This is a genomic window from Aquabacterium sp. T101 (assembly GCF_057219775.1).
In genome coordinates, this window is the sequence record NZ_JBXVVZ010000001.1 from 605950 (window position 1) to 629960 (window position 24011).

At 72.0% G+C, this 24011-nt stretch carries 21 protein-coding genes; 11 read left to right on the forward strand and 10 right to left on the reverse strand.

Annotated elements, in window-relative coordinates; all coding sequences use genetic code 11:
- The first annotated feature begins 44 nt into the window (after positions 1-44).
- The 6 genes from serC (at position 45) to AC2EAQ_RS02850 (ending at position 8269) form a co-directional block, all read left to right on the forward strand.
- Entirely contained in the window at positions 45-1127 is a 1083-nt protein-coding gene (gene serC / locus AC2EAQ_RS02825; protein WP_484640203.1) for a 3-phosphoserine/phosphohydroxythreonine transaminase, read from the forward strand.
- A 65-nt stretch (positions 1128-1192) separates the two neighbouring features.
- A complete protein-coding gene (locus AC2EAQ_RS02830; RefSeq protein WP_484640204.1) occupies positions 1193-1456 on the forward strand; it encodes an AbrB/MazE/SpoVT family DNA-binding domain-containing protein in 264 nt (87 codons plus the stop codon).
- Complete coding sequence (locus tag AC2EAQ_RS02835) at positions 1453-1854, forward strand: type II toxin-antitoxin system VapC family toxin (RefSeq protein WP_484640205.1); 402 nt, start codon at positions 1453-1455, stop codon at positions 1852-1854. The genes AC2EAQ_RS02830 and AC2EAQ_RS02835 overlap by 4 nt, the downstream gene beginning before the upstream one ends.
- A gap of 39 nt (positions 1855-1893) precedes the next feature.
- The gene (gene acnB / locus AC2EAQ_RS02840; RefSeq protein ID WP_484640206.1) at positions 1894-4479 is read left to right on the forward strand and encodes a bifunctional aconitate hydratase 2/2-methylisocitrate dehydratase; all 2586 of its coding nucleotides are present in this window, start codon (positions 1894-1896) and stop codon (positions 4477-4479) included.
- A gap of 81 nt (positions 4480-4560) precedes the next feature.
- Entirely contained in the window at positions 4561-7248 is a 2688-nt protein-coding gene (gene acnA, locus AC2EAQ_RS02845) for an aconitate hydratase AcnA (RefSeq protein WP_484640207.1), read from the forward strand.
- A 76-nt stretch (positions 7249-7324) separates the two neighbouring features.
- On the forward strand, positions 7325-8269 hold the full coding sequence (locus tag AC2EAQ_RS02850) for a DUF3014 domain-containing protein (protein ID WP_484640208.1): 945 nt from the start codon (positions 7325-7327) through the stop codon (positions 8267-8269).
- Positions 8270-8294: 25 nt separating this feature from the next.
- On the opposite strand, the gene AC2EAQ_RS02855 is transcribed toward AC2EAQ_RS02850, so the two are convergent.
- The 7 genes from AC2EAQ_RS02855 to xseB form a co-directional block, all read right to left on the reverse strand.
- Positions 8295-9869: an AMP-binding protein gene (locus AC2EAQ_RS02855; protein WP_484640209.1), complete on the reverse strand. Its 1575-nt coding sequence runs from the start codon at positions 9867-9869 to the stop codon at positions 8295-8297.
- 7 nt (positions 9870-9876) lie between these two features.
- Positions 9877-10563: a riboflavin synthase subunit alpha gene (locus AC2EAQ_RS02860; RefSeq protein WP_484640210.1), complete on the reverse strand. Its 687-nt coding sequence runs from the start codon at positions 10561-10563 to the stop codon at positions 9877-9879.
- A gap of 71 nt (positions 10564-10634) precedes the next feature.
- Positions 10635-11093: a hypothetical protein gene (locus tag AC2EAQ_RS02865; RefSeq protein ID WP_484640211.1), complete on the reverse strand. Its 459-nt coding sequence runs from the start codon at positions 11091-11093 to the stop codon at positions 10635-10637.
- A 55-nt stretch (positions 11094-11148) separates the two neighbouring features.
- A complete protein-coding gene (gene folE2 / locus AC2EAQ_RS02870) occupies positions 11149-11943 on the reverse strand; it encodes a GTP cyclohydrolase FolE2 (protein ID WP_484640212.1) in 795 nt (264 codons plus the stop codon).
- A 71-nt stretch (positions 11944-12014) separates the two neighbouring features.
- The gene (gene dxs / locus AC2EAQ_RS02875) at positions 12015-13910 is read right to left on the reverse strand and encodes a 1-deoxy-D-xylulose-5-phosphate synthase (RefSeq protein ID WP_484640213.1); all 1896 of its coding nucleotides are present in this window, start codon (positions 13908-13910) and stop codon (positions 12015-12017) included.
- Between the two features lie 7 nt (positions 13911-13917).
- Complete coding sequence (locus AC2EAQ_RS02880) at positions 13918-14811, reverse strand: polyprenyl synthetase family protein (RefSeq protein WP_484640214.1); 894 nt, start codon at positions 14809-14811, stop codon at positions 13918-13920.
- Between the two features lie 8 nt (positions 14812-14819).
- Positions 14820-15065, reverse strand: a complete 246-nt coding sequence (xseB, locus tag AC2EAQ_RS02885; RefSeq protein WP_484640215.1) for an exodeoxyribonuclease VII small subunit — start codon at positions 15063-15065, stop codon at positions 14820-14822.
- Positions 15066-15319: 254 nt separating this feature from the next.
- Here xseB and AC2EAQ_RS02890 point away from each other — a divergent pair, with 254 nt between their 5' ends.
- From AC2EAQ_RS02890 to AC2EAQ_RS02905, 4 genes are all read left to right on the forward strand, one after another.
- Positions 15320-16453 (forward strand): aromatic ring-hydroxylating oxygenase subunit alpha, encoded by a 1134-nt coding sequence (locus AC2EAQ_RS02890; RefSeq protein WP_484640216.1) that lies wholly within the window; start codon positions 15320-15322, stop codon positions 16451-16453.
- Positions 16454-16490: 37 nt separating this feature from the next.
- Entirely contained in the window at positions 16491-17390 is a 900-nt protein-coding gene (locus tag AC2EAQ_RS02895; protein ID WP_484640217.1) for a DMT family transporter, read from the forward strand.
- A complete protein-coding gene (locus tag AC2EAQ_RS02900; protein WP_484640218.1) occupies positions 17390-18238 on the forward strand; it encodes a sulfurtransferase in 849 nt (282 codons plus the stop codon). Before AC2EAQ_RS02895 ends, AC2EAQ_RS02900 begins: the two co-directional genes overlap by 1 nt.
- A gap of 76 nt (positions 18239-18314) precedes the next feature.
- Positions 18315-18749, forward strand: coding sequence for a universal stress protein (locus AC2EAQ_RS02905; RefSeq protein WP_484640219.1), 435 nt, complete (start codon positions 18315-18317; stop codon positions 18747-18749).
- A 126-nt stretch (positions 18750-18875) separates the two neighbouring features.
- Here the strand turns inward: AC2EAQ_RS02905 and AC2EAQ_RS02910 are convergent, their stop codons facing one another.
- The gene (locus AC2EAQ_RS02910) at positions 18876-19664 is read right to left on the reverse strand and encodes a ZIP family metal transporter (RefSeq protein WP_484640220.1); all 789 of its coding nucleotides are present in this window, start codon (positions 19662-19664) and stop codon (positions 18876-18878) included.
- Positions 19665-19800: 136 nt separating this feature from the next.
- Between AC2EAQ_RS02910 and AC2EAQ_RS02915 the strand changes: the two genes are divergently transcribed.
- Positions 19801-21333, forward strand: a complete 1533-nt coding sequence (locus tag AC2EAQ_RS02915) for a Ppx/GppA phosphatase family protein (RefSeq protein ID WP_484640222.1) — start codon at positions 19801-19803, stop codon at positions 21331-21333.
- Positions 21334-21358: 25 nt separating this feature from the next.
- Here the strand turns inward: AC2EAQ_RS02915 and AC2EAQ_RS02920 are convergent, their stop codons facing one another.
- Together AC2EAQ_RS02920 and AC2EAQ_RS02925 are read right to left on the reverse strand one after the other, a co-directional pair.
- The gene (locus AC2EAQ_RS02920) at positions 21359-22660 is read right to left on the reverse strand and encodes a glycerate kinase type-2 family protein (RefSeq protein WP_484640223.1); all 1302 of its coding nucleotides are present in this window, start codon (positions 22658-22660) and stop codon (positions 21359-21361) included.
- A 124-nt stretch (positions 22661-22784) separates the two neighbouring features.
- Positions 22785-23996 (reverse strand): HD-GYP domain-containing protein, encoded by a 1212-nt coding sequence (locus AC2EAQ_RS02925; RefSeq protein ID WP_484640224.1) that lies wholly within the window; start codon positions 23994-23996, stop codon positions 22785-22787.
- Between the last annotated feature and the right edge of the window lie 15 nt (positions 23997-24011).

A 24011-nucleotide genomic window follows, 5' to 3' on the forward strand; every position in this document is an offset into this window, starting at 1 on the left:
GCCCCGGGATAATGAGGGTTGATCTGCCTGGAACCCTCCTGCCCATGAGTCGAGTCTTCAACTTCAGCGCGGGACCCGCCGCGCTGCCCGAGTCCGTGCTGCGGCGCGCCGCCGACGAGATGCTGGACTGGCACGGCACCGGCATGTCGGTGATGGAGATGAGCCATCGCGGCAAGGACTTCATGGGCATCCAGGAGCGCGCCGAGGCCGACCTGCGCACGCTGCTGGCGGTGCCGGCGAACTACAAGGTGCTGTTCCTGCAGGGTGGCGCGATCGCCGAGAACGCCATCGTGCCGATGAACATGCTGCGCGGCGGCACGCGCGCCGACTACATCGACACCGGCGAGTGGTCCAGGCGCTCGATCGAGGAGGCGCGCAAGTACGCCACCATCAACGTGGCCGCGTCGTCCGCCGATACCGCCTACGACCGCGTCCCGCCGCGCGACACGTGGCGCCTGGACCCGGGGGCCGCCTACGTCCACATCTGCAGCAACGAGACCATCGGCGGCGTCGAGTACCACTTCGACCCGGACGTGGGCGACGTGCCGCTGGTGGCCGACATGTCCAGCAGCATCATGAGTCGCCCGGTGGACGTGGCGCGCTACGGCCTCATTTATGCCGGCGCGCAGAAGAACATCGGCCCTGCGGGCCTGACCATCGTGATCGTGCGCGACGACCTGATCGGCCGGCCGCACCCGGCGCTGCCCTCGGCGTTCGACTACGCGCAGCAGGCCGCAGCCGGATCGATGCTCAACACGCCGCCCACCTACGCGATCTATATCGCGGGCCTGGTGTTCGAATGGCTCAAGGCGCAGGGCGGCCTGCCGAAGATGGAGCTTCACAACCGACGCAAGGCGGCGCTGCTTTACGACTACCTGGACTCGACCGACTTCTATCGCAGCCCGGTCGCGCGCGCGGACCGGTCGCTGATGAACGTACCGTTCCGGCTGCGTGACCCGGCGCTGGACGCCGCCTTCCTGGAAGGCGCCGAGGCACGCGGCATGCGACAGCTCAAGGGGCACCGGGTGGTGGGCGGCATGCGGGCGTCGATCTACAACGCCATGCCCGTCGAAGGCGTCCAGGCCCTGGTCGATTACATGAAGGAGTTCGCGGCGCGCCACGGCTGACGGCATCCGGCTCCTGTCGGACGGGTTTGGTACGTATAATTCGTACATACTTTCCGGAGCATGCGATGGAAGCCACCGTGGCCGAACGCGGCCAGATCACCCTGCCCAAGGCCGCGCGCGACGCGCTGGGCCTGACCAAGGGCAGCAAGCTCAAGGTCGAGGTGGAGAACGGCCGCATCGTGCTGAGCAAGGACGTCGACGACGCGATCTCGCGCCTGCGCGGCCGCTTCAAGCTCGACGGCTTCGCCAGCACCGACGAGGCCATGCGCGCGCTGCGCGGCCACGCGCCGGGCGACCCGTACCTGCCGCCGGAGGACGCCAAGGCGTGATCGCAGCGGACTCCTCCGTGCTGCTCGACCTGATCGGCGGGGGTGAACGCTCCCAGGCCGCGGCCAGCGCCGTGCGCCAGGCGCTGCATGCCGGCCCGGTGGTGCTGTGCGACGTGGCACTGGCCGAGCTGTGCACGTCGCTGCGCGGCGGCTCCGAGGTGCTGCAGCACCTGGAGGACGCCGGCATCGCCTACAGCGCGATGGAGCCGAAGTCCGCGCTGCGCGCGGGCGAGATGCAGCGCCGCTACCGCCAACGCAGCGGCGACCGCAGCCGCACCGTGGCCGACTTCCTCATCGGTGCGCACGCGATGATGCAGTGCGACGCCCTGATCACCCGTGACGCGGACTTCTACCGCGACTACTTCAAGGGACTGAAAGTCATCGTCCCGAAAGCCTGATTTCCGACACTTCTCAGTTGTCTCACCTGGAGCTGCCCCATGCTGACCGCCTATCGCCAACACGCCGCCGAACGCGCCGCCCTGGGCATCCCGCCCCTGCCGCTGGACGCCGGCCAGACCGCCGCGCTGATCGAGCTGATCAAGGCCCCGCCGGCCGGCGAAGAGGCCTTCCTGCTGGACCTGCTCACGCACCGCGTGCCGCCGGGCGTGGATGACGCGGCCAAGGTCAAGGCCTCGTTCCTGGCCGCCGTGGCGCATGGCGACCTGAAGGTCGGCCTGCTGTCCAAGGCCAAGGCCACCGAGCTGCTGGGCACCATGGTGGGCGGCTACAACGTGCATCCGCTGATCGAGCTGCTCGACGACGCGGACGTGGCGGCGATCGCGGCCGAGGGCCTGAAGAAGACCCTGCTGATGTTCGACTTCTTCAACGACGTGGCCGACAAGGCCCGCGCCGGCAACGCCAAGGCCCGCGAGGTGATGAAGAGCTGGGCCGACGCCGAGTGGTTCACCAGCCGCCCCGAGGTCGAGAAGAAGATCACCGTCACCGTGTTCAAGGTGACCGGCGAGACCAACACCGACGACCTGTCGCCGGCCCCCGACGCCTGGAGCCGCCCGGACATCCCGCTGCACTACCTGGCGATGCTGAAGAACGCGCGCCCCGGCATCACGCCGGAAGAGGACGGCAAGCGCGGCCCGATGAAGTTCATCGAGGAGCTCAAGGCCAAGGGCCACCTCGTGGCCTACGTCGGCGACGTGGTGGGCACCGGCTCCAGCCGCAAGAGCGCCACCAACAGCATCGTCTGGGGCTTCGGCCAGGACATCCCCTTCGTGCCGAACAAGCGCTTCGGCGGCGTCACGCTGGGCGGCAAGATCGCGCCGATCTTCTTCAACACGCAGGAGGACTCGGGCGCGCTGCCGATCGAGGTGGACGTGTCGGCCTTCGACATGGGCGACGTGATCGACATCCTGCCCTACGACGGCAAGATCATGAAGAACGGCCAGGTGGCCGCCACCTTCCAGCTCAAGAGCGACGTGCTGTTCGACGAGGTGCGCGCCGGCGGCCGCATCAACCTGATCATCGGCCGCAGCCTCACCGCCAAGGCGCGCGAGTTCCTCGGCCTGCCCGCGTCCACCGTGTTCCGCCTGCCGCAGGCGCCGGCCGCCACCCAGGCCGGCTTCACGCTGGCGCAGAAGATGGTCGGCCGCGCGGTCGGCCTGCCCGAGGGCCAGGGCGTGCGCCCGGGCACCTATTGCGAGCCCCGCATGACCACCGTCGGCAGCCAGGACACCACCGGCCCGATGACGCGCGACGAGCTGAAGGACCTGGCCTGCCTGGGCTTCTCCGCCGACCTCGTGATGCAGTCGTTCTGCCACACCTCGGCCTACCCGAAGCCGGTGGACGTGAAGACGCACCGCGAGCTGCCCGCCTTCATGAGCAACCGCGGCGGCGTGTCGCTGCGCCCGGGCGACGGCGTGATCCACAGCTGGCTCAACCGCCTGCTGCTGCCCGACACCGTGGGCACCGGCGGCGACAGCCACACCCGCTTCCCGATCGGCATCAGCTTCCCGGCCGGCTCGGGCCTGGTGGCGTTCGGCGCGGCCACCGGCGTGATGCCGCTGGACATGCCCGAGAGCGTGCTGGTGCGCTTCAAGGGCAAGATGCAGCCCGGCGTGACGCTGCGCGACCTGGTGCACGCGATCCCGCTGTATGCCATCAAGCAGGGCCTGCTGACGGTGGCCAAGGCCGGCAAGATCAACGAGTTCAGCGGCCGCATCCTCGAGATCGAGGGCCTGCCCGACCTGAAGGTGGAACAGGCCTTCGAGCTGAGCGACGCCTCGGCCGAGCGCTCGGCCGCCGGCTGCACGATCAAGCTCAACCCCGAGCCGATCAAGGAGTACCTCACCAGCAACATCGTGCTGATGAAGAACATGATCGCCAACGGCTACCAGGACAAGCGCACGCTCGAGCGCCGCATCGCGAAGGTGGAGGAGTGGCTGGCCAAGCCCACGCTGCTGGAGGCCGACAAGAACGCCGAGTACGCGCACGTGATCGAGATCGACCTGAACGAGATCAAGGAGCCGATCCTGTGCTGCCCGAACGACCCGGACGACGCGAAGTTCCTGTCCGAGGTGGCGGGCACCAAGATCGACGAGGCCTTCATCGGCAGCTGCATGACCAACATCGGCCACTTCCGCGCCGCGGCCAAGCTGCTGGGCGGCCAACGTGACATCCCGGTCAAGCTGTGGGTGGCCCCGCCGACCAAGATGGACCAGAGCGAGCTGATCAAGGAAGGCCACTACGCCGCCTTCGGCACCGCCGGTGCGCGCACCGAGCAGCCCGGCTGCAGCCTGTGCATGGGCAACCAGGCGCAGGTGCGCGAAGGCGCCACGGTGGTGTCCACGAGCACGCGCAACTTCCCCAACCGCCTGGGCAAGAACACCAACGTGTTCCTGGCCTCGGCGGAACTGGCGGCGATCGCCTCCAAGCTCGGCAAGATCCCGACCGTGGCCGAGTACCACGAGGCGATGGGCATCATCAACAAGGACGCCGCCAGCGTCTACCGCTACATGAACTTCGACCAGATCGAGGAGTACGCGGAGACGGCCAAGGCGGTGGCCGGCTGAGACCGCCAAGGCCCCTGGCCCGCTGAGGCCATGGCGCGCCGGGACGGGCGCCGCATAATCGTCCGGCAAGGAGGTCCGATCATGGAACACCCCTTTGCCGCGACGAAGCGGCGCCTGGGCCCCGGCCAGTCCTTCTACTCGCTGCCCGAGCTGGGCCGGCAGTTCCCGGGCGTGGCCCGGCTGCCGGTGAGCCTGCGCGTCGTGCTCGAGAGCGTGCTGCGCCACTGCGACGGCCGGCGCGTCAACGCCGAGCACGTGCGCCAGCTGGCGCAGTGGAAGCCGAACGCCGAGCGCACCGAGGAGATCCCCTTCCTGGTCGCGCGCGTCGTGCTGCAGGACTTCACCGGCGTGCCGCTGCTGGCCGACCTGGCCGCGATGCGCAACGTGGCCCAGGCGCTGGGCCGCGACCCGAAGACGATCGAGCCGCTGGTGCCGGTGGACCTGGTGGTCGACCACAGCGTGACGATCGACCACTACGGGTCGCCGCAGGCGCTCGACCTGAACATGAAGCTGGAGTTCGAGCGCAACCGCGAGCGCTACCAGTTCATGAAGTGGGGCATGCAGGCGTTCGACACCTTCGGCGTCGTGCCGCCGGGCTTCGGCATCGTGCACCAGGTGAACCTGGAGTACCTGGCGCGCGGCGTGCACGTGGGCCGGGACGGCGTCGTGTACCCGGACACGCTGGTGGGCACCGACAGCCACACCACGATGATCAACGGCATCGGCGTGGTGGGCTGGGGCGTGGGCGGCATCGAGGCCGAGGCCGGCATGCTCGGCCAGCCGGTGTACTTCCTGACGCCCGACGTGGTGGGCTTCGAGCTGACCGGCCGGCTGCGCGAGGGCGTCACCGCGACCGACCTGGTGCTCACCGTCACCGAGATCCTGCGCCGCCACAAGGTGGTGGGCAAGTTCGTCGAGTTCTTCGGTCCCGGCACGCGGACGCTCGCCCTGCCCGACCGCGCCACGATCGCCAACATGGCGCCGGAGTACGGCGCGACGATGGGCTTCTTCCCGGTGGACGAGCGCACCCTCGAGTACTTCCGCGGCACCGGCCGCAGCGAGGACGAGGTCGCCCTCTTCGAGGCCTACTTCAAGGCGCAGCAGCTGTTCGGCGTGCCGATGGCCGGCGACATCGACTACAGCAGCGTGGTGCGGCTCGACCTGTCCACCGTGGTGCCGAGCCTGGCCGGCCCGAAGCGCCCGCAGGACCGCATCGAGATCACCCACCTGTCGCGCACCTTCGCCGACCTGTTCAGCAAGCCGGTGGCCGACAATGGCTTCGGCCAGCCGCCGGACAAGCTGGGCCGGGCCTTCCGCGCCGACGACGGCCGCATGGTGCGCAACGGCGACGTGCTGATCGCCGCGATCACGAGCTGCACCAACACCAGCAACCCCGGCGTGCTGCTGGCCGCCGGCCTGCTGGCGAAGAAGGCGGTGCAGGCCGGGCTGAACGTGGCGCCGCACATCAAGACCTCGCTCGCCCCCGGCTCGCGCATCGTCACCGAGTACCTGACCAAGGCCGGCCTGCTGCCCTACCTGGAGCAGCTCGGCTTCGCCGTGGCGGCCTATGGCTGCACCACCTGCATCGGCAATGCGGGCGACCTGAGCCCGGCCCTGAACAAGGTGATCCAGGACAACGACCTCGTGTGCGCCGCGGTGCTGTCGGGCAACCGCAACTTCGAGGCGCGCATCCACCCGAACCTGAAGGCCAACTTCCTGGCCAGCCCGCCCCTGGTGGTGGCCTACGCCATCGCGGGAACCGTGACGCGCGACCTGATGACCGAGCCGGTGGGGCACGGCTCGGGCGGGCGCGAGGTGTACCTGGGCGACATCTGGCCCACCAGCGACGAGGTCCATGCGCTGATGAAGCTCGCGATGGACCCGAAGGCGTTCCGCAGCAACTACGGCAAGGTCCGGACCGAGCCGGGCGCCCTGTGGGACCGCGTCGAGGGCAGCGCCGGCCAGGTGTACGACTGGCCGGAAAGCACCTACATCGCGCGGCCGCCGTTCTTCGACGGCTTCACCCTGAAGCCGCCGCCGCTGGTGCCCGGCGTGCAGGGCGCCCGCATCATCGCCCTGTTCGGCGACTCGATCACCACCGACCACATCAGCCCGGCCGGCAGCTTCCGGGAGACGACCCCCGCCGGGCGCTACCTCGCCGGGCAGGGCGTGCTCAAGGCCGACTTCAACAGCTACGGCGCGCGCCGCGGCCACCACGAGGTGATGATGCGCGGCACGTTCGCCAACGTGCGCGTGAAGAACCTGATGCTGCCGGCCCGGGCCGACGGCTCGCGCGTGGAAGGCGGCTACACGCTGAAGGACGGGCGTCAGCTCCCGATCTACGACGCGGCGATGGAATACATCGCCCAGGGCACGCCGACGGTGATCTTCGCCGGCGAGGAGTACGGCACCGGCTCGTCGCGCGACTGGGCCGCCAAGGGCACGCAGTTGCTGGGCATCAAGGCGGTGGTGGCGCGCAGCTTCGAGCGCATCCACCGCAGCAACCTGATCGGCATGGGCGTGCTGCCGCTGCAGTTCGCGCCCGGCGATTCATGGCAGTCGCTCGGCCTGCGCGGCGACGAGACGGTGGACGTGCGGCTGGACGCCGAGATCCGGCCGCAGAGCCAGGCCCGTCTCGTGATCACCGCGGCCGACGGCGGGCGGCGCGAGGTCGGGGTGACGCTGCGCATCGACACCCCCATCGAGGTCGACTACTACCGGCACGGCGGCATCCTGCCCTACGTGCTGCGGCAGCTGCTGGCGGCCTGAGCCCACCGCTGGCGAACGGCTACAGCCGCTCACGATTGGCCCGGAACCGCGGCCCGTCGCGCGCCGTCTGACCGCAATGGCCCCCACGCCGGACCCGCGCCACACCCCTGCCCTGCGGGTGGAGCCCGTCCTGCGGCCCGGCGCCGACCTGCGGGCCGACGTGCCCCCGCCCCCGGCGGCCGCGGGCTCGCGCACCGGCGCTGCCATCGTGGCGCTCGGTCTGCTGGTGTTCATCGGCCTGGTCGTCGGCGCCTACCGGCTGTGGTGGCTGCCGGCCCCCGAGGCACCCGCCGCACCCGAGGCAGTGGCCGCGCCGCCGCCAGCCCCCGCCGTCGCCGTCGCCGCCAGCGTCCCCGCCGGGCCCCGGCATCCGATCGACGAGGCCGTGGCGGCCGCGCCGGCAACGGTCGACCCGGCAACGGCGCTGCGCGCCGGCCTGGCCGACCTGCTCGGCGAACGCGCCGTGGTGGCACTGCTGCAGACCGACGGCTTCGCCGCGCGCGTGGTGGCCACGGTGGACAACCTCGGCCGCAGCCATGCCGCGCCGCGCCTGTGGCCCGTCGTGCCGGCCGCCGGACGCTTCACCGTGCAGGAGCAGGCCGGCACGACCACCGTGGCCGCCGCCAACGCCGCACGCTACGAGCCCTTCGTGGCCCTCCTGGCGGGTGCCGACATGCGCCGCGCCGCGGCCCTGTACCGGGCCCACTACCGGCAGTTCCAGGGCGCGTACCGCGCGCTCGGCTACCCGGACGGCCACTTCAACGACCGCCTCGTCGAGGTGATCGACGCGGTGCTCGACACGCCCGCACCGGCCGACCCGCCGGCCCTGCGCCTGACCGAGGTGAAGGGGCCGATGGCGGGCGACCGGCCCTGGGTGCGCTACGAGTATGCGGATCCGGCGCTGCAGGCCCTGCCGGCGGGCTCGCGCATCCTGCTGCGCCTGAGCCCGTCGCAGGCGCAGCAGGTGCGCTCGCGCCTGCGCGAGTTCAGGGACCTGGTGGCCTCGTCGCCGCGGCGCTGAGGAAGCAGAGCGCAGCGAGGGCGCGTCAGCCGCCGCGGCGCTCGCGGTCCAGCCGCCGCATCTCGCGGCGCAGGATCTTGCCCGCCGCGGTCTTGGGGATCGCGGCGCACAGCACCACCTCGGCCAGCTGCTTGTACGCCACGACGCGCTGGGCCACCCAGTCCTGCAGCATCGCGGGCGTCAGCGCCGGCGAGCGCGGCACCACCCAGGCCACCGGCAGTTCGCCGGCGCGCTCGTCGGGCCGCCCGATCACGGCCACGTCGGCCACGTCCGGATGCTGGCCCAGCAGCGCCTCCAGTTCGGCCGGCGCCACCTGGAAGCCCTTCACCTTGATCAGCTCCTTGAGCCGGTCGGTGATGAACAGGTAGCCGTCGGCGTCGAAGCGGCCGATGTCGCCGGTGCGCACCCAGCCGTCGGGCGTGCGCATCGCGGCGGTGGCCTCGGGCTGGTTCAGGTAGCCGGCAAAGGCCTGCGGGCCGCGGAACCAGATCTCGCCGGCGTCGCCGGGCGCCGCATCGCGCCCGGTGTCCGGGTCCACCACGCGCGCTTCGGTGGCCGGCAGCAGCAGCCCGCTGGCGCCGGCACGGCCCTGGCCGTAGGGCGTGGTGGCGATCACGCCCGACGACTCGGTCATGCCGTAGCCCTGCGTCACGCGGCGCCCGAGGCGTCGCGCCACGCGCTCCTCCAGCTCGGCCGACAGCGGCGCGGCCCCGCTGGTGATGCGCAACAGCGACGACAGGTCGCGCCCCTCGACGGCCGGATGCGTGGCCAGGAACTGCAGCACCGGCGGCACCACCGCGAGACGGGTGACGCGATGGCGCTCGATCGCGTCGACGAAGGACACCGGCTCGAAGCGCGGCAGCGTGACCACCGTGACGCCGGCCGCCAGCGCGCACATCGTCACCGCCGTGAAGCCGTAGATGTGGAACATCGGCAGGAACGCCAGCACCACGTCGCCCGGCTCGAGCCCGAGCACCTGGTGGATCTGCAGCACGTTGGTGACGAGGGTCCGGTGCGTGAGCATCACGCCCTTGGGCAGACCGGTCGTGCCCGACGAGTACGGCAGCGCGGCCAGCGCTGCGGGTGCCACGGCCGGCAGCGGCGCGGGGCCGCGACGGGCCAGGCCGTCGAGCGACAGCGCACCGTCGGCGTGCCCGTCCAGCAGCACGACGGGCACCGGGCGCGCGGTGGGATGCAGACGCAGCGCCTCTCGCACCACCGGCAGGCCCGCGGCGGTGGTGGCCACGAAGGCCGCCCCGGCGTCGCGCAGCTGGTGCGCCAGGTCCTCGGCGCCGTACTGCGGATTGGCCCCGCTGACGGCGGCACCGGCGGCCATGGCCGCCAGCGCGACGAGGGGCCATTCCGGCGCGTTGGGTGCGAACAGCGCCAGCGTGTCGCCGCCACGCAGGCCGGCGTCGGCCAGGCCCGCGGCCAGCGACCCGATGCGGGCGTCGAGCTCGGCGAAGGTGACGCACCGGCCGGTGACGCCGTCCACCAGGGCCGGCGCATCGCCGCGCTGCCGTGCGGCGTCGCGGATCAGCGCCGGCAGGGTGACCTCGGGCACCCGGCCGGCCAGGGGCGGGCCGGCATGAATGCGCATGCCGCCGTCAGCCCCCACCAGGCACGAAGCCGCGCTCGCGCGCCAGCGCGTCGAGCAGCGCGGTGTAGGGCCCGAGCCGCTGCTCCACCGCGTCGCGCACGGTGTCCACGATTACCTGCGTCTGGCGCTCGATCTCCACGTTGAAGGCGTCGCCGACGCGGCGCTCGCCGAAGGTGGTCATTCGCAGCGTCTCGGGAATCAGCCACACCTCGAACCAGCCGCTGCCGTCGCTGTCGCGATGCGCCTGCGCCACCGTGAGGCTGGCGCCGTCCACCGCAACGTAGCCCTTGGCGAACACGTAGCGCATCCATGGCGCCGGCAGCGCGATGCGCAGCACCCGGTTGTTCTCGGGTTCGAGCAGCGCCTCCAGCCGGCCCTGCACGTCGACATGGCCCGACAGCACATGGCCACCGACCTCCGCGTCCTGGGCCGCCGCGCGCTCCACGTTGACGCGTGCGCCCGGGCGCAGGCGGCCCAGGGTGGTCAACGCCAGCGTCTGCTGCATCACGTCGAAGTCGGCGCTGCCGTCGTGCAGCGCGGTGACGGTCAGGCAGGTGCCGTCGACGGCCACGCTGGCGCCGATCGCGAGCCCGCGGTCGAAGCCGGGCGGAAAGGCCAGTCGCAGAGAGCGCAGGCCGGTGCGGTCATGGACGTCGGCGACCTGCGCGACGCCCTGGACGATGCCGGTGAACATGGCCGCACTGTAGCGCGGCATCGTCCACCGGCCCGAGGGTGCGGCGGCGCGGCGTGACGGCCGGACCGGGCTCAGTCGTCCGGCCGGCGCGCGTCGTCGCACAGCGGGTCGGCGGCGTAGTTTGCTTCGCGCACCTTGCCGTCCACCAGCCACACCTGGAACCAGCGGCACAGCGGGCTTTCGAAGCGGTAGGACCACACCTCCCCGACGCCGCGCCAACCGGTGCGGCGCTCCGACGGCAGGCCGATCTGCTCGCGCAGGTCCGCCACCGTGGCGCCGGGTGCGATGCGGTCGAAGCGGGCCTCCGTCAGCAGCTGGGTGACCGAGACCACGCGCCCGGACGCATCGACCACGACGCGCCAGGTGTGGGGCCCGAACGGCCCGCGCGCGAAGTCCAGCCGCGCACCGCCGCCGGGCAGCGCGGTCCGGTCGGAAGGCTCCCCGAGACGGGCCCGCACGTCGGCTTCGGTGCGGCCCGGTCCGAGATCGCCCGGGCCGTAGGTCGCGCAGCCCGCCAGGACCAGCGCCACCAGCGAGATCGTCCCGGCGGCGAGCCGAGCCCGGCCGGGACGGGCGGGGCCGTGTCTAGGGCCTGTCGATGCGGGCGTAGGCCGCATGGTTGTGGATCGACTCATGGTTCTCCACCTCCACGACATAGCGACCGACGCGCGGATCGGCGTTGAGCGCCAGCGCCACGTCGCGCACGAGGTCCTCGACGAACTTGGGGTTCTCGTAGGCCCGCTCGGTGATCCACTTCTCGTCCGACCGCTTCAGCAGCGCCCAGATCTCGCTCGACGCGTTGGCCTCGGCGAACTGGACGAGTTCGTGCCATTCCAGCGCCTGCTGCGCCTCGACGCGGATCGTCACCGTGGAGCGCTGGTTGTGCGCGCCGTAGTCGGAGATCTCCTTCGAGCAGGGGCACAGGCTCTTGACCGGCACCGCCACCTCGGACCACACGCTGGTGCGGCCGGCGCGCGTCTCGGCGATCCAGCGGCCCTGGTAGTCCATCAGGCTGCTCACGCCCGACACCGGGGCGCGCTTGCGCAGGAAGAAGGTGAAGCCGGCCTCGATGCGGCCTTCGGTGGCGCCCAGCAGCGCGAGCATCGCCTCGAGCCGCTCGCGCAGCACGGCTGCGTCGAGCACGGTCGTCCCCAGCGAGTCGAGCCAGGCCACGAAGCGCGACATGTGGGTGCCCTTCTTGTCGGCCGGCAGGGCCACGTCAAGGCTCCAGACCGCCGCAGTGGTCTGCTCCGCGCCTGCCACACGCAGGCGCAGCGGATAGCGCACGTCCTTCACGCCGACGCGCTGGATGGCCAGGTGCCGCTCGTCGCGCTCGCTTTGCGTGTCCGGAATGTGCAGGGCTTGGGTGGGATGGGTCATCTTCGGTCCGGGGCGCAACGATGCGAGCATGGCACCGATCGCGCTGTCGCCTGCGTGACGGGGTTATCGCCTCAGCTGTTGGCGCGCAGCAGGGACGGACGGGTGCCGAAGCGCTGGGTCACTGCGGCGGCGATGCCGTCGGCGTCCAGGCCGTTCATCGACAGCAGCTTGGCCGGGTCGCCGTGTTCGATGAAGGCGTCGGGCAGGCCGAGGGACAGCACGGGCGTCGACAGCCCGGCGGCCTGAAGAGCTTCCATCACGGCCGAGCCGGCGCCGCCGGGCAGGCAGCCCTCCTCCACCGTGACGACGGCCTCGTGCGTGCGCGCCAGCTCGCACAGCAGTTCGGTGTCCAGCGGCTTGACGAAGCGCATGTTGGCCACGGTGGCGCCCAGGCGCTCCGCGGCCGCCAGGGCCGGGTACAGCATGGTGCCGAAGGCCAGGATCGCGATGCGCTCGCCCTGGCGGCGCACCTCGCCCCGGCCCCAGGGCAGTTCCTCGAGCGGGCCCGATGCGTCGGTGCCGGCACCGGCGCCGCGCGGATAGCGCACCGCCACCGGCTGGTCGCGCCGATACGCGGTGGTCAGCGCCTTGCGGCACTCGGCCTCGTCGGCCGGCGTCAGCACCGCCATGTTGGGCACGCAGCGCAGGTAGGCGATGTCGTAGGCGCCGGCGTGGGTGGCGCCGTCGGCACCGACCAGCCCGGCGCGGTCGAGCGCGAAGGTGACCGGCAGGTTCTGCAGCGCCACGTCGTGGATCACCTGGTCGTAGGCGCGCTGCAGGAAGGTGGAGTAGATCGCCACCACCGGCTTGACGCCCTCGCAGGCGATGCCCGCGGCGAAGGTGACCGCGTGCTGCTCGGCGATGCCGACGTCGAAGTAGCGCGAGGGGAAGCGCTTGTGGAACTCGACCATGCCCGAGCCTTCGCGCATCGCGGGCGTGATCGCCACCAGGCGCGGGTCGGCCTCGGCCATGTCGCACAGCCACTGGCCGAACACCTGCGTGAAGGTGGTCTTGGGCGGCGTGGCCGGCTTCTGGATGCCCACCGCGGGATCGAACGGCGTCGGGCCGTGGTACTTGACCGGGTCGGCCTCGGACAGCTTGTAGCCGTAGCCCTTCTTGGTGACCACGTGCAGGAACTGCGCGCCCGGCTTGTCGCGCAGGTTCTCCAGCGTCGGGATCAGCGAGTCGAGGTCGTGGCCGTCGATCGGGCCGACGTAATTGAAGCCGAACTCCTCGAAGATGGTGCCGGGCACGACCATGCCCTTGGCATGCTCCTCGAAGCGGCGCGCCAGCTCGAACAGCGGCGGCGCGTTGCGCAGCACGGTCTTGGCGCCCTCTCGTGCGGCGGCGTAGAACTTGCCGCTCATCAGCCGCGCGAGGTACTTGTTCAGCGCGCCGACCGGCGGGCTGATCGACATGTCGTTGTCGTTGAGCACCACCAGCAGGTTGGGCACGCGGCCGGCATGCGGCATGCCGGCGTTGTTGAGCGCCTCGAAGGCCATGCCGGCGGTCATGGCGCCGTCGCCGATGATCGCCACCGCATGGCGCTTCTCGCCCTTGAGCTGCGCCGCCGTGGCCATGCCCAGCGCGGCCGAGATCGACGTGCTGCTGTGCGCGGTGCCGAAGGTGTCGTACTCGCTCTCGTCGCGGCGCGGGAAGCCGCTGATGCCGCCGAGCTGGCGCAGCGTGTCCATGCGGTCGCGCCGGCCGGTGAGGATCTTGTGCGGGTAGGTCTGGTGGCCGACGTCCCACACGAGGCGGTCGTTCGGTGTGTCGAACACGTAGTGCAGCGCGATGGTCAGTTCCACCGTGCCGAGGTTGGACGACAGGTGCCCGCCGGTGCGCGACACGCTGTGGAGCACGTACTCGCGCAGTTCGGCCGCCAGCGCGCCGAGTTCGGCGCGCGGCAGCCTGCGCAGGTCGGCCGGGCTGTCGATGCGCGACAGGAGCTTGGTCTTGGGGTTCATCGCCACGTCAGGATTCTCGCTCCACCACGCGGTCGGCCAACAGGGCGAGCCGGCCGGTGTCGCGCAGCCGGCTGCGCTCCAGCGCGGCCCGGGCCTCGTCGCGCAGTTCCAGTGCGTGGCGCTGGGCCGATTCCAGCCCCATCAGCGACACGTAGGTGGGCTTGTTGTGATGCTCGTCCTTGCCGGCCGTCTTGCCCAGGGTGTGCGACTCCTGCGTCACGTCGAGGATGTCGTCGACCACCTGGAACGCCAGCCCGATGGCCGCGCCGTACTCCTGCAGCGCCTGCCAGGCGCGCGCGTCGGTCGAGCCGCAGGCCGCGCCCATCAGCACGCTGGCCTGCAGCAGGGCGCCGGTCTTGCGCCGGTGCATGTCGCGCAACGCCGACTCGTCCAGCGCCCGGCCGATGCTGGCCAGGTCGATGGCCTGGCCACCGGCCATGCCGGCGTGGCCGGCACTGCGCGCCAGCAGGGCGCACAGGCGGGCCTGCAGGGCGGCGGGCAGCGCCGGCTCGTCGTCCGGCGTGAGTACCTCGAAGGCCAGCGCCTGCATCGCGTCGCCGGCCAGCATCGCCTGCGCCTGCCCGTACTTCACGTGCACCGTCGGCTTGCCGCGGCGCAGCACGTCGTTGTCCATGCACGGCATGTCGTCGTGCACCAGCGAATAGGCGTGGATCAGCTCGACCGCGACGCTGGCACGCAGGGCGGCCCGGCGATCGCCGCCGGCGGCGTCGCAGGCGGCCATCACCAGCAGCGGGCGCAGGCGCTTGCCGCCGTCGAGCACGCCGTAGCGCATGGCCTCGCCCAGGCCCGCCGGCGCGTCCATGGGCACCCAGGCCTCGAGCGCGGCCTCCACGGCCTGCTGACCGCCACGCACCCAGGCGTCGAAATCGGTGTGCTGCATCGGCAGGTTCATTTTCCAGGGTCGGCGGCCCAGGGCTGCAGTTCGCCCTGTTCGAGCACCTTGACCTGTTCCTCGATCGCCGTCAGGCGCGACCGGCACAGCGCCAGCAGTTCGGCGCCGCGGCGATAGCCGTCGAGCATCTGGTCCAGCGGCATCTGGCCGGTTTCCATGCGCTGCACCAGCCGCTCCAGTTCGGCCAGCGCGTCCTCGTAGGACAGCGGCTGAGGGTCGGCGGGGGCGTTGGCTCGCGGCATTTCGGCTCGTGAAAACGGGTGGGGGATTGTAGTCAGCACTACAGGCGCCGACCGGTGACGAACGGCAAGCGGGATCCACCATGCGGTGGACGCCGGGGCGGCTTCTGGGGATTGACCCCGCTCAAGCCGCGCCGCGGGCGATGGGTAGAATCGCCGCCCTGCTGCCGAGGCCCACCGTCGTGACGAGGGTACAGCCCCTGGGTCCCGGCGCACGCGCCGGGTGTTCGTGATGGTTCTTGGAGACCCTGAGGACTATGTCCGACCTGAGCATCAGCCGGGACGCGCTGGAACGCAGTGCGTCGCAACTGCCGGTTTCGGCCTACTTCGACGAAGCCCTCTACCGCCGCGAGCAGGAACTGCTCTTCGCCCGCGGGCCGCGCTACGTGGGCCACGCGCTGAGCGTGCCCGAGCCGGGCGACTTCCACACCCTGGGCCATGAAGGCGACGGCCGCGTGCTGGTGCGCAACGCCCAGGGCGTCCAGCTGCTGTCCAACGTGTGCCGCCACCGCCAGGCGGTGATGCTGCGCGGCCGCGGCCAGGCCGGCGCCAACGTGGTGTGTCCCCTGCACCGCTGGACCTACGGCCTGGACGGCCGCCTGATCGGCGCCCCGCATTTCGACAGCGACCCCTGCGTGGCGCTACGCAACTACCCGCTGACGGAGTGGAACGGCCTGCTGTTCGAGGCCACTGGCGCCAACCCGGTGACCGACCTCGCCGGGCTGGGCTGCCGCGCCGACCTCGACTTCTCGGGCTACGTCTACGACCGCACCATCGTCCACGAGTGCGACTACAACTGGAAGTCCTTCATCGAGGTCTACCTCGAGGACTATCACGTCGGCCCGTTCCATCCGGGCCTGGGCAACTTCGTGTCCTGCGATGACCTGCGCTGGGAAATGGGCCGCGCCTACTCGGTGCAGACCGTGGGCGTGGCGCACAGCGGCAGCGAGGCGCTGGGCAAGGCCGGCTCGCCGGTCTACCGCGCCTGGCAGGACCAGGTGCTGCGCTACCAGCAGGGCACGCCGCCGCGCCACGGCGCGGTGTGGCTGACCTACTACCCCGGCGTGATGGTCGAGTGGTATCCCAACGTGCTGGTGGTGTCGACCCTGGTGCCGCGCGGCCCGCGCAAGACGACCAACATCGTCGAGTTCTTCTACCCGGAGGAGATCCACGCCTTCGAGCGCGAGTACGTGGAGGCCCAGCAGGCGGCCTACATGGAGACCTGCGTCGAGGACGACGAGATCGCCCTGCGCATGGACGCCGGACGAGCCGCCCTGCTGGCCCGCGGCGAGAACGAGGTCGGCCCGTACCAGAGCCCAATGGAAGACGGCATGCAGCACTTCCACGAGTGGTACCGCCTGGAGATGGGCCTGGAGCGGCACGCCGCCTGAGCCTGGACCGCGCGACGGCGCGGCACACCGCCCCCGGATGTCGTCCGCGCCGTTCCTGATGCTGCTGTCGTCACTGCTGTTCGCGGTGATGGGGGTGTGCGTCAAGCTGGCGGCCGCCCGCTACAGCGCTGGCGAGATGGTGCTCTACCGGGCGCTGGTGGGCGTGGTCGTCATCGCCGCGCTGGCGCGCTGGCGCGGCGTGCCGCTGCGCACGCGGGTGCCGGCAATGCACTTCTGGCGCAGCGGCATCGGCGCGTCGAGCCTGCTGCTGTGGTTCTTCGCCATCACCGGGCTGCCGCTGGCCACCGCGATGACGCTGAACTACATGTCGTCGGTCTGGATGGCGCTGTTCCTGATCGGCGGCGCCGTGATGCTGGGATCGGCGCGCGTCGACGGGCGGCTGGTCGCCGCGGTGCTGGCCGGCTTCGCCGGCGTGGCGCTGGTGCTGCGCCCGAGCATGCAGCCCGACCAGGTCTGGCATGGCCTGGCCGGCCTGATGTCGGGCCTGCTTGCGGCGTTGGCCTACCTCCAGGTGACCGCGCTCGGGCGCCACGGCGAGCCCGCCGAGCGCGTGGTGTTCTACTTCTCGCTCGGCGGCATCGTGGTCGGGCTGGCCTGGATTCTGGTCGACGGCGCGCGGCCCCATGACCTGCGGGGCGCTCTGCTGCTGCTGGCGATCGGGCTGCTGGCCACGGCCGCCCAGCTGATGATGACCCACGCCTACCGCATCGGACACACCCTCACCAATGCCAGCCTGCAGTACCTCGGGCTGGCCTTCTCGTTCCTGTTCGGCGTGCTGCTCTTCGGCGACCCGGTCACGATCGCGGCGCTGGCCGGCATGGCCCTCATCGCAGGGGCCGGCCTGTATGCGACGCTGCTGCGCGCGCGCGAACAGCACGACGCCCCGGACACCCGTTCCCCACCCAACGACACCTGATGGCCATGAAGACCCTGATCGCTGCCGATGCCCTGGCCCGCGCGCTGGAAGGCACGACGCCGCCCCGCCTGCTCGACTGCCGCTTCGACCTCGTCGACACCGCCGCCGGTCGCGCCGCCTGGGCGACCGGCCACCTGCCCGGCGCGATCCATGCGCACCTCGACGACGACCTGTCCGGACCGAAGCGCGGCGCCGACGGCCGCTTCCGCGGCCGGCATCCGTTGCCGGACCGGCAGCACCTCGCCGCCACGCTGGGCCGGTGGGGCATCGGCGCGGCCACCCCGGTGGTGGCCTACGACGCTCAGGGGGGCATATTCGCGGCGCGCGCCTGGTGGCTGCTGCGCTGGATGGGGCATGCCGACGTGGCCGTGCTGGACGGCGGCCTCGGCACCTGGACGGCCGCTGGCGGCGCGCTGGACAGCGGCGCGCCGGCCGTGACGCCGCTGCCGCCGTACCCGGCGTCGGCTGCGGCGCTGCCGACGCTCGACGCCGACGGCGTGCGGGCCGGCCTCGGGCGCCTGCGCCTCGTGGACGCGCGCGCGCCCGAGCGATTTCGCGGCGATGCCGAGCCGCTGGACCGCGTGGCGGGCCACGTGCCCGGCGCCGCCAACCGCTTCTTCAAGGACAACCTCGCGCCGGACGGCCGCTTCAAGCCCGCCGCGGTGCTGCAGGCCGAGTGGGCGCCGCTGGTGGCCGGCGGGCCGCTGGTGCACTACTGCGGCTCGGGCGTCACCGCGTGCCACAACGTGCTGGCCGCGGCGCACGCCGGTCTCGACGCCGGCACGCTGTACCCCGGTTCGTGGAGCGAGTGGTGCGACGACCCGTCCCGACCCTGTGCGCGGGGATGACGCCGGATTGACGCCGCGCAAGGGGCGCGCGAACCTCGGGGCGCACAGTGACTCCCAACCACAGGAGGTCGACACCATGTTCACCCGCATCCTCGTTCCCACGGACGGCTCGGACATCACCAGCAAGGCCGTGAACACCGCCATCGGCATGGCCAAGGCGTCGGGCGGCCAGCTGTTCGCCATCTGCGTGAAGGAGCCCTTCCCCTACAGCGCGATCTCGGAGATGCAGCCGGTGCCGCCGCAGGAGTTCTACGACGCGCAGGAGCGCATCGCTTCGGCGCGCGTCAAGGCGGTGGTCGACGCGGCCCGCGCGGCCGGCGTGGCCTGCAGCGGCCACACGGTGGAGGCCCTGCACCCCTGGGAGGCGATCCTCGACCATGCCAAGGGGCAGCAGTGCGACCTGATCGTGATGGCCTCGCACGGCCGGCGCGGCGTGGCCGCGCTGCTGCTGGGCAGCGAGACGCAGCGCGTGCTGATCCATAGCAGCTTGCCGGTGCTCACGGTCAAGTAGACCCACCCCCGTTGCGGCTTCGCCGCTCCCCCTCAAGGGGGCACGCCGCAGCCCGGCCAAGCCGGGCTTCGGCGTTTGCTTGGGCGGGGTGGTGGCGTTGCGGCGCGGTGGTGCGGCGCGCTGGGGTCAGTGGGCGTGGCTGTGCAGCAACTCGCGGGCGATCAGCACGATGGCCAGGCCGGCGATGATCCAGCCGATCTGGGCCAGGGTGTCGCGGGCGGGAAGGCGGCGCTGCAGCTGCGGCAGCAGGTCGGCCACGGCCACGTAGACGAAGCTGCTGGCAGCCACGACCAGCAGGTAGGGAAACAGCGACTCCCAGGGCCCGACGACGAAGTAGCCGAGCACGCCGCCCAGCACCGCGGCCAGGCCCGACAAGGCGTTGAACAGCAGGGCCTTGGCGCGCGAGAAGCCGGCGTTGAGCAGCACGATGAAGTCGCCGACTTCCTGCGGGATCTCGTGCGCGATGATCGCCAGCGCGGTCACCACGCCCAGCGTCGTGTCGGTCAGGAACGCGGCGGCGATGATCACGCCATCGCAGAAGTTGTGGATGCTGTCGCCCAGCAGCACGCTCCAGCCGCCGCGGCCGGCCTGCTCGGCGTCGAAGCCATGGTGGTGATGGTGGTGCGGGTCGTCGCCCTCGTGGTGGTGCCCGTGGCGGTACAGCTCGGCCTTCTCCAGCAGGAAGAAGAACAGCAGGCCGCCCAGCAGCGTGGCGAACAGGGCCTGCGCGCCGGCTTCGCTCTCGAACGCCTCGGGCAGGATGTGCAGCAGCGCGGTGCCCAGCAGCACGCCGGCCGATAGGCTGACCAGGTTCTTGACCAGGCGCCCCAGCACGTTGACGGTGAGGCTGGCCGCCACCAGCACCGACAGCAGGCCGCCGGCCAGCGTGGCCAGCACGATCCACAGCAGCGTCATGCGGCGCGGGCCGGTCGGTCGGGGGCGAGGCGGGGCAAGGGTCGGGCTCCTACGGCGCCGCCGCGGCGGCCAGGGACGACATTCTAGGCAGCGCGGCGGGCCAGGCCGGGCCGCGCACGCAACGCACAATGCGGGCATGTCCCTTGCCCCCCTGCCCCTGGACGCGCCGCTGGCCGCGATCGACATGGGGTCGAACAGCTTTCGCATCGAGACCGGCCAGATCCTGCGCGGGCGCTACCGCCGCCTGCACTACGTGAAGGAGACGGTGCGCCTGGGCGCCGGCCTCGACGCCAACGGCCTGCTCACCGATGAGGCCGCCGAGCGCGGGCTCGACTGCCTGCGCCGCTTCTCCAAGCTGCTGACGGGCTTCGCGCCGTCGCAGGTGCGCGCGGTGGCGACGCAGACGCTGCGCGAGGCGCGCAACCGCGACGCCTTCCTGCAGCGCGCGCAGGCCGCCCTCGGGCAGCCGATCGAGGTGATCTCCGGGCGCGAGGAGGCCCGCCTCATCTACGCCGGCGTGGCCCGGCTGCAGCCCGGCGAGGGCCGGCGCCTGGTGATCGACATCGGCGGCCGCTCCACCGAGATGATCCTCGGCGAGGGCGAACGCGCGATCAAGGCCGAGTCTTTCGCCGTGGGCAGCGTCAGCCTGTCGATGCGCTTCTTTCCCGACGGCGTCCTCGACGCCGGGCGCTTCCGCGCCGCGCAGGTGGCCGCCGGTGCGGAACTGGAGGAGGCGCTGGTCCCCTTCGCCCCCGGCTGCTGGGACGAGGCCCTGGGCTCGTCGGGCACGGTCGGCGCGGTGTCGCAGCTGCTGGCCGCCCTCGGACGCGACGACGGCGTGATCACGCCGGACAACCTGCAGTGGCTGATCCGCCGCTGCATCGACGCCGGCCATGTGGACCGGCTCGACCTGCCCGGCCTGAAGGCCGACCGCCGACCGGTGATCGCCGGCGGCCTCGCCCTGCTGTACACGCTGGCTGCGCAGTTCGGCATCGGGCGGCTCGTGCTCGCCCGTGGCGCATTGCGGCAGGGCGTGATCTTCGACCTCCACGAGCGCCTGGCGGCGCTGCGCGGCGCACCGCTGACGGGCGTTCCGGCGGGCATGGCGACCACCGGGGACCGCCGCGACGCGAGCGTGGCCGAACTGCAGCGCCGCTTCGAGGTGGACGTGCCGCAGGCCCGGCGCGTGCGCGCGGTGGCGCTGGCGCTGTACCGGTCGATTCAGCCGGAGGACGACGAAGGCGAGCGCGAGCTGGGCTGGGCGGCCGACCTGCACGAGATGGGTCTGATGGTGTCGCACCACGACCACCACCGCCACAGCGCCTACCTGCTGGCCCACGTGGACGCGCCGGCCTTTTCGCAGACGCAGCAGCGGCGCCTGTCGGCCATCGTGCTGGGGCAGCGAGGCGGCCTGCGCAAGATCGAGACGGCCCTGGCCGAACGGCGCTTCGCGCTGCAGGTGCTGGCCCTGCGCCTGGCGGTCATCAAGTGCCACGCCCGCGACGGCGCCCGAACCGACGCCATCGGCCTGCGGGCCGAGGGCACGGACCTGCGCCTGCACTACACGCCCGAGTGGGCACAGTCGCGCCCGCGCACGGTGTACCTGCTGCAGGAGGAATGCGCCGCCTGGCAGCGAGGCGGCCCGTGGCGGCTGCTGCCGCCCGACTGACGGCGCGCGCTGCACACGCGCCGGCTCAGACGATCAGCAGCGCGCGAAAGTCGTTGACGTTGGTGAAGGTGGGCCCGGTGACCACCAGGTCCTGCAGCGGCGCGAAGAAGTTGTAGGCGTCGTTGGCGTCGAGCCTGTCGCGCGCCGACAGCCCCGCCGCGCGCGCGCGGGCCAGCGTGTCGGGCGTGACGATGGCGCCGGCGTTGTCCTCGATGCCGTCGATGCCGTCGGTGTCGGCGGCCAGCACGTGCACGCCGGGCTCGCCCTGCAGCGCCAGCGCGCAGCCGAGCAGGAACTCGGTGGCGCGGCCGCCGCGGCCGCCCTTGCGGCGCACCGTCACCGTGGTCTCGCCGCCGGACAGGATGACCACCGGCTTGCGCCAGGGCTGCCCCTGGCGTGCCACTGCGCGGGCCATCGCGGCGTGCACCTGACCCACCACGCGCGACTCGCCCTCGATCTCGTCGGACAGCACGACCGCCTCCACGCCGGCGCGGCGTGCCAGCGCGGCCGCCGCCTCCAGGCTGGCCCAGGGCGTGGCCAGCATGCGCACCTCGTGGCCGGCAAAGCAGGCGTTGCCCGGCTTGGGCGTCTCGAAGGCGCCGCTGTCGAGACCGGCGCGGGCCGCCTCGGGCAGATCGATGCCGTAGCGACGGCAGATCGCCAGCGCGTCGGCGCAGGTGGTGTCGTCCGGCACGGTGGGGCCGCTGGCGATGACGCCGGGCGCGTCGCCCGGCACGTCGGAAATCAGCAGCGTCCACACCGGCGCCGGCGCACAGGCGGCGGCCAGCCGCCCGCCCTTGATCGCCGACAGGTGCTTGCGCACGCAGTTCATCTCGTCGATGGCGGCCCCGCTCTCGAGCAGCGCGCGGTTGATCGCCTGCTTCTCGGCGAACGACAGCCCCGGCGCGGGCAGCGACAGCAGGGCCGAACCGCCGCCAGACACCAGCGCGATGACGAGATCGTCCGGGCCCAGGCCGCGCACGCGCTGCATCATCTCGGCGGCACCGCGCAGACCGGCCTCGTCAGGCACCGGATGGGCGGCCTCTCGCAGCTCGATGCGCCCGGGGCGCGCCGCGTAGGCCGGCGGCGTGTGGTGGTAGCGCGTGAGCACCAGCCCTTCCAGCGGCGCGTCGTGCGGCCACAGCGCGTCGAGCGCGGCGACCATCGCGCCGCTGGCCTTGCCCCCGCCCACCACCACGGTGCGGCCGCGCGGCGGGCGCGGCAGCTGCGAGGCCATCACCACGCCCGGTTGGGCCCGCGCGACGGCCGCGTCATAGAGCGCGCGCAGGAAGGCGCGCGGCTCGGCGTGGGGGGAAGGCAGGCTCATGGGGCGGGTCCGGCAGGCGTCGAGGGGCGCAAGCGTAACGCGCCCGGGCCCGGGGGCCGTTGCAGCGGCAGGGCGCGGCGGGGCCGCCGCGGCAGTCGGGCGCGGCGGGGCCGCGCCGGGCGGCTCAGCTCAGCACGTCACCGGCCCACAGGCCGTCGATCTGCTGCGCGATCCAGGCGGCCCGCGACTCGCGGCCGACGATCTTGTCGGTGCTTCGCGACAGGTCCAGCCGCTCTGGAGGCAGGCGCAGATTCGCCTTGGTCGAGTAGAACACCTTGACCACCGGCGTGGTCAGCGTCGCGGTGTTCTGCTCCAGCACCACGGCCAGCCGGCCCGAGGCCAGGCGCACGATGGAACCGGTGGGGTAGATGCCGACGGTCTTGACGAAGGCGGCGAAGATGGCACTGTCGAAGTGCCCCTCCCAGCTCGCCATGCGCGCGATCGCCTCGGACGGGTCCCAGCCCGGCTTGTAGGCCCGGTCGGAGGTGATGGCGTCGTACACGTCGCACACCGCGCTCATGCGGGTGATGTAGTCGATGCGGTCGCCGGTGAGCCCGTGCGGATAGCCCTTGCCGTCGATGCGCTCGTGGTGGTGCAGCACGACGTCCAGCGCCTCGGCCGCCACGCCGCGCGCTTCGGACAGCATCTCGTGGCCGCGCACCGGGTGCGTGCACATCAGCTTGTATTCCTCGGGCGTGAGCTTGCCCGGCTTGTTCAGCACGTCGGTGGGGATCACCGCCTTGCCCATGTCGTGGATCAGGCCGGCGAGACCGGCCTGGCGGCACTGCTCCTCGGGCAGGCCCAGCGTGCGGCCCAGCGACACCATCAGCGCGCACACGGCCACCGAGTGCATGTAGGTGTAGTCGTCGGCCGTCTTCAGCCGAGCCAGGCTGATCAGCGCGCCCGGGTTGCGGAAGACGGACTCGGTCACGTCGTTGACCAGCTCGGCGCTGGCGTTGGTGTCCAGAGCATGCCCCATGCGGGCCTCGCTGAACATCATCATCACGGCCTGGCGCGAACGCTTGCACAGCGCCGAGGCGCGGCGCAGTTCGTCGTCGAGCGAGGCGGTCTCGCGCCGGGGCGGCGCCTCGGCCACCGGCTCCGGCGCGCGCGGCTCGGGCGCCACCTTGGCCGACGTCGGCGCCGGCTCGGTGTCCAGGCCCTTGGACGTGTCGATCCAGCACAGCTTGACCGGGCTGGCCAGGATCGCGGCCAGGTCGGCCGGGTCCTTGAGCACGAAGCGCGTGCGCCAGAACGGGTGGTCGATCCACGCCGCCTCGAACTTGTGCAGGTGCATGCCGAGCTTGAGCTCGGCGACGGAGATCTTCTTCAGCATCGAACCGCCGTCGTC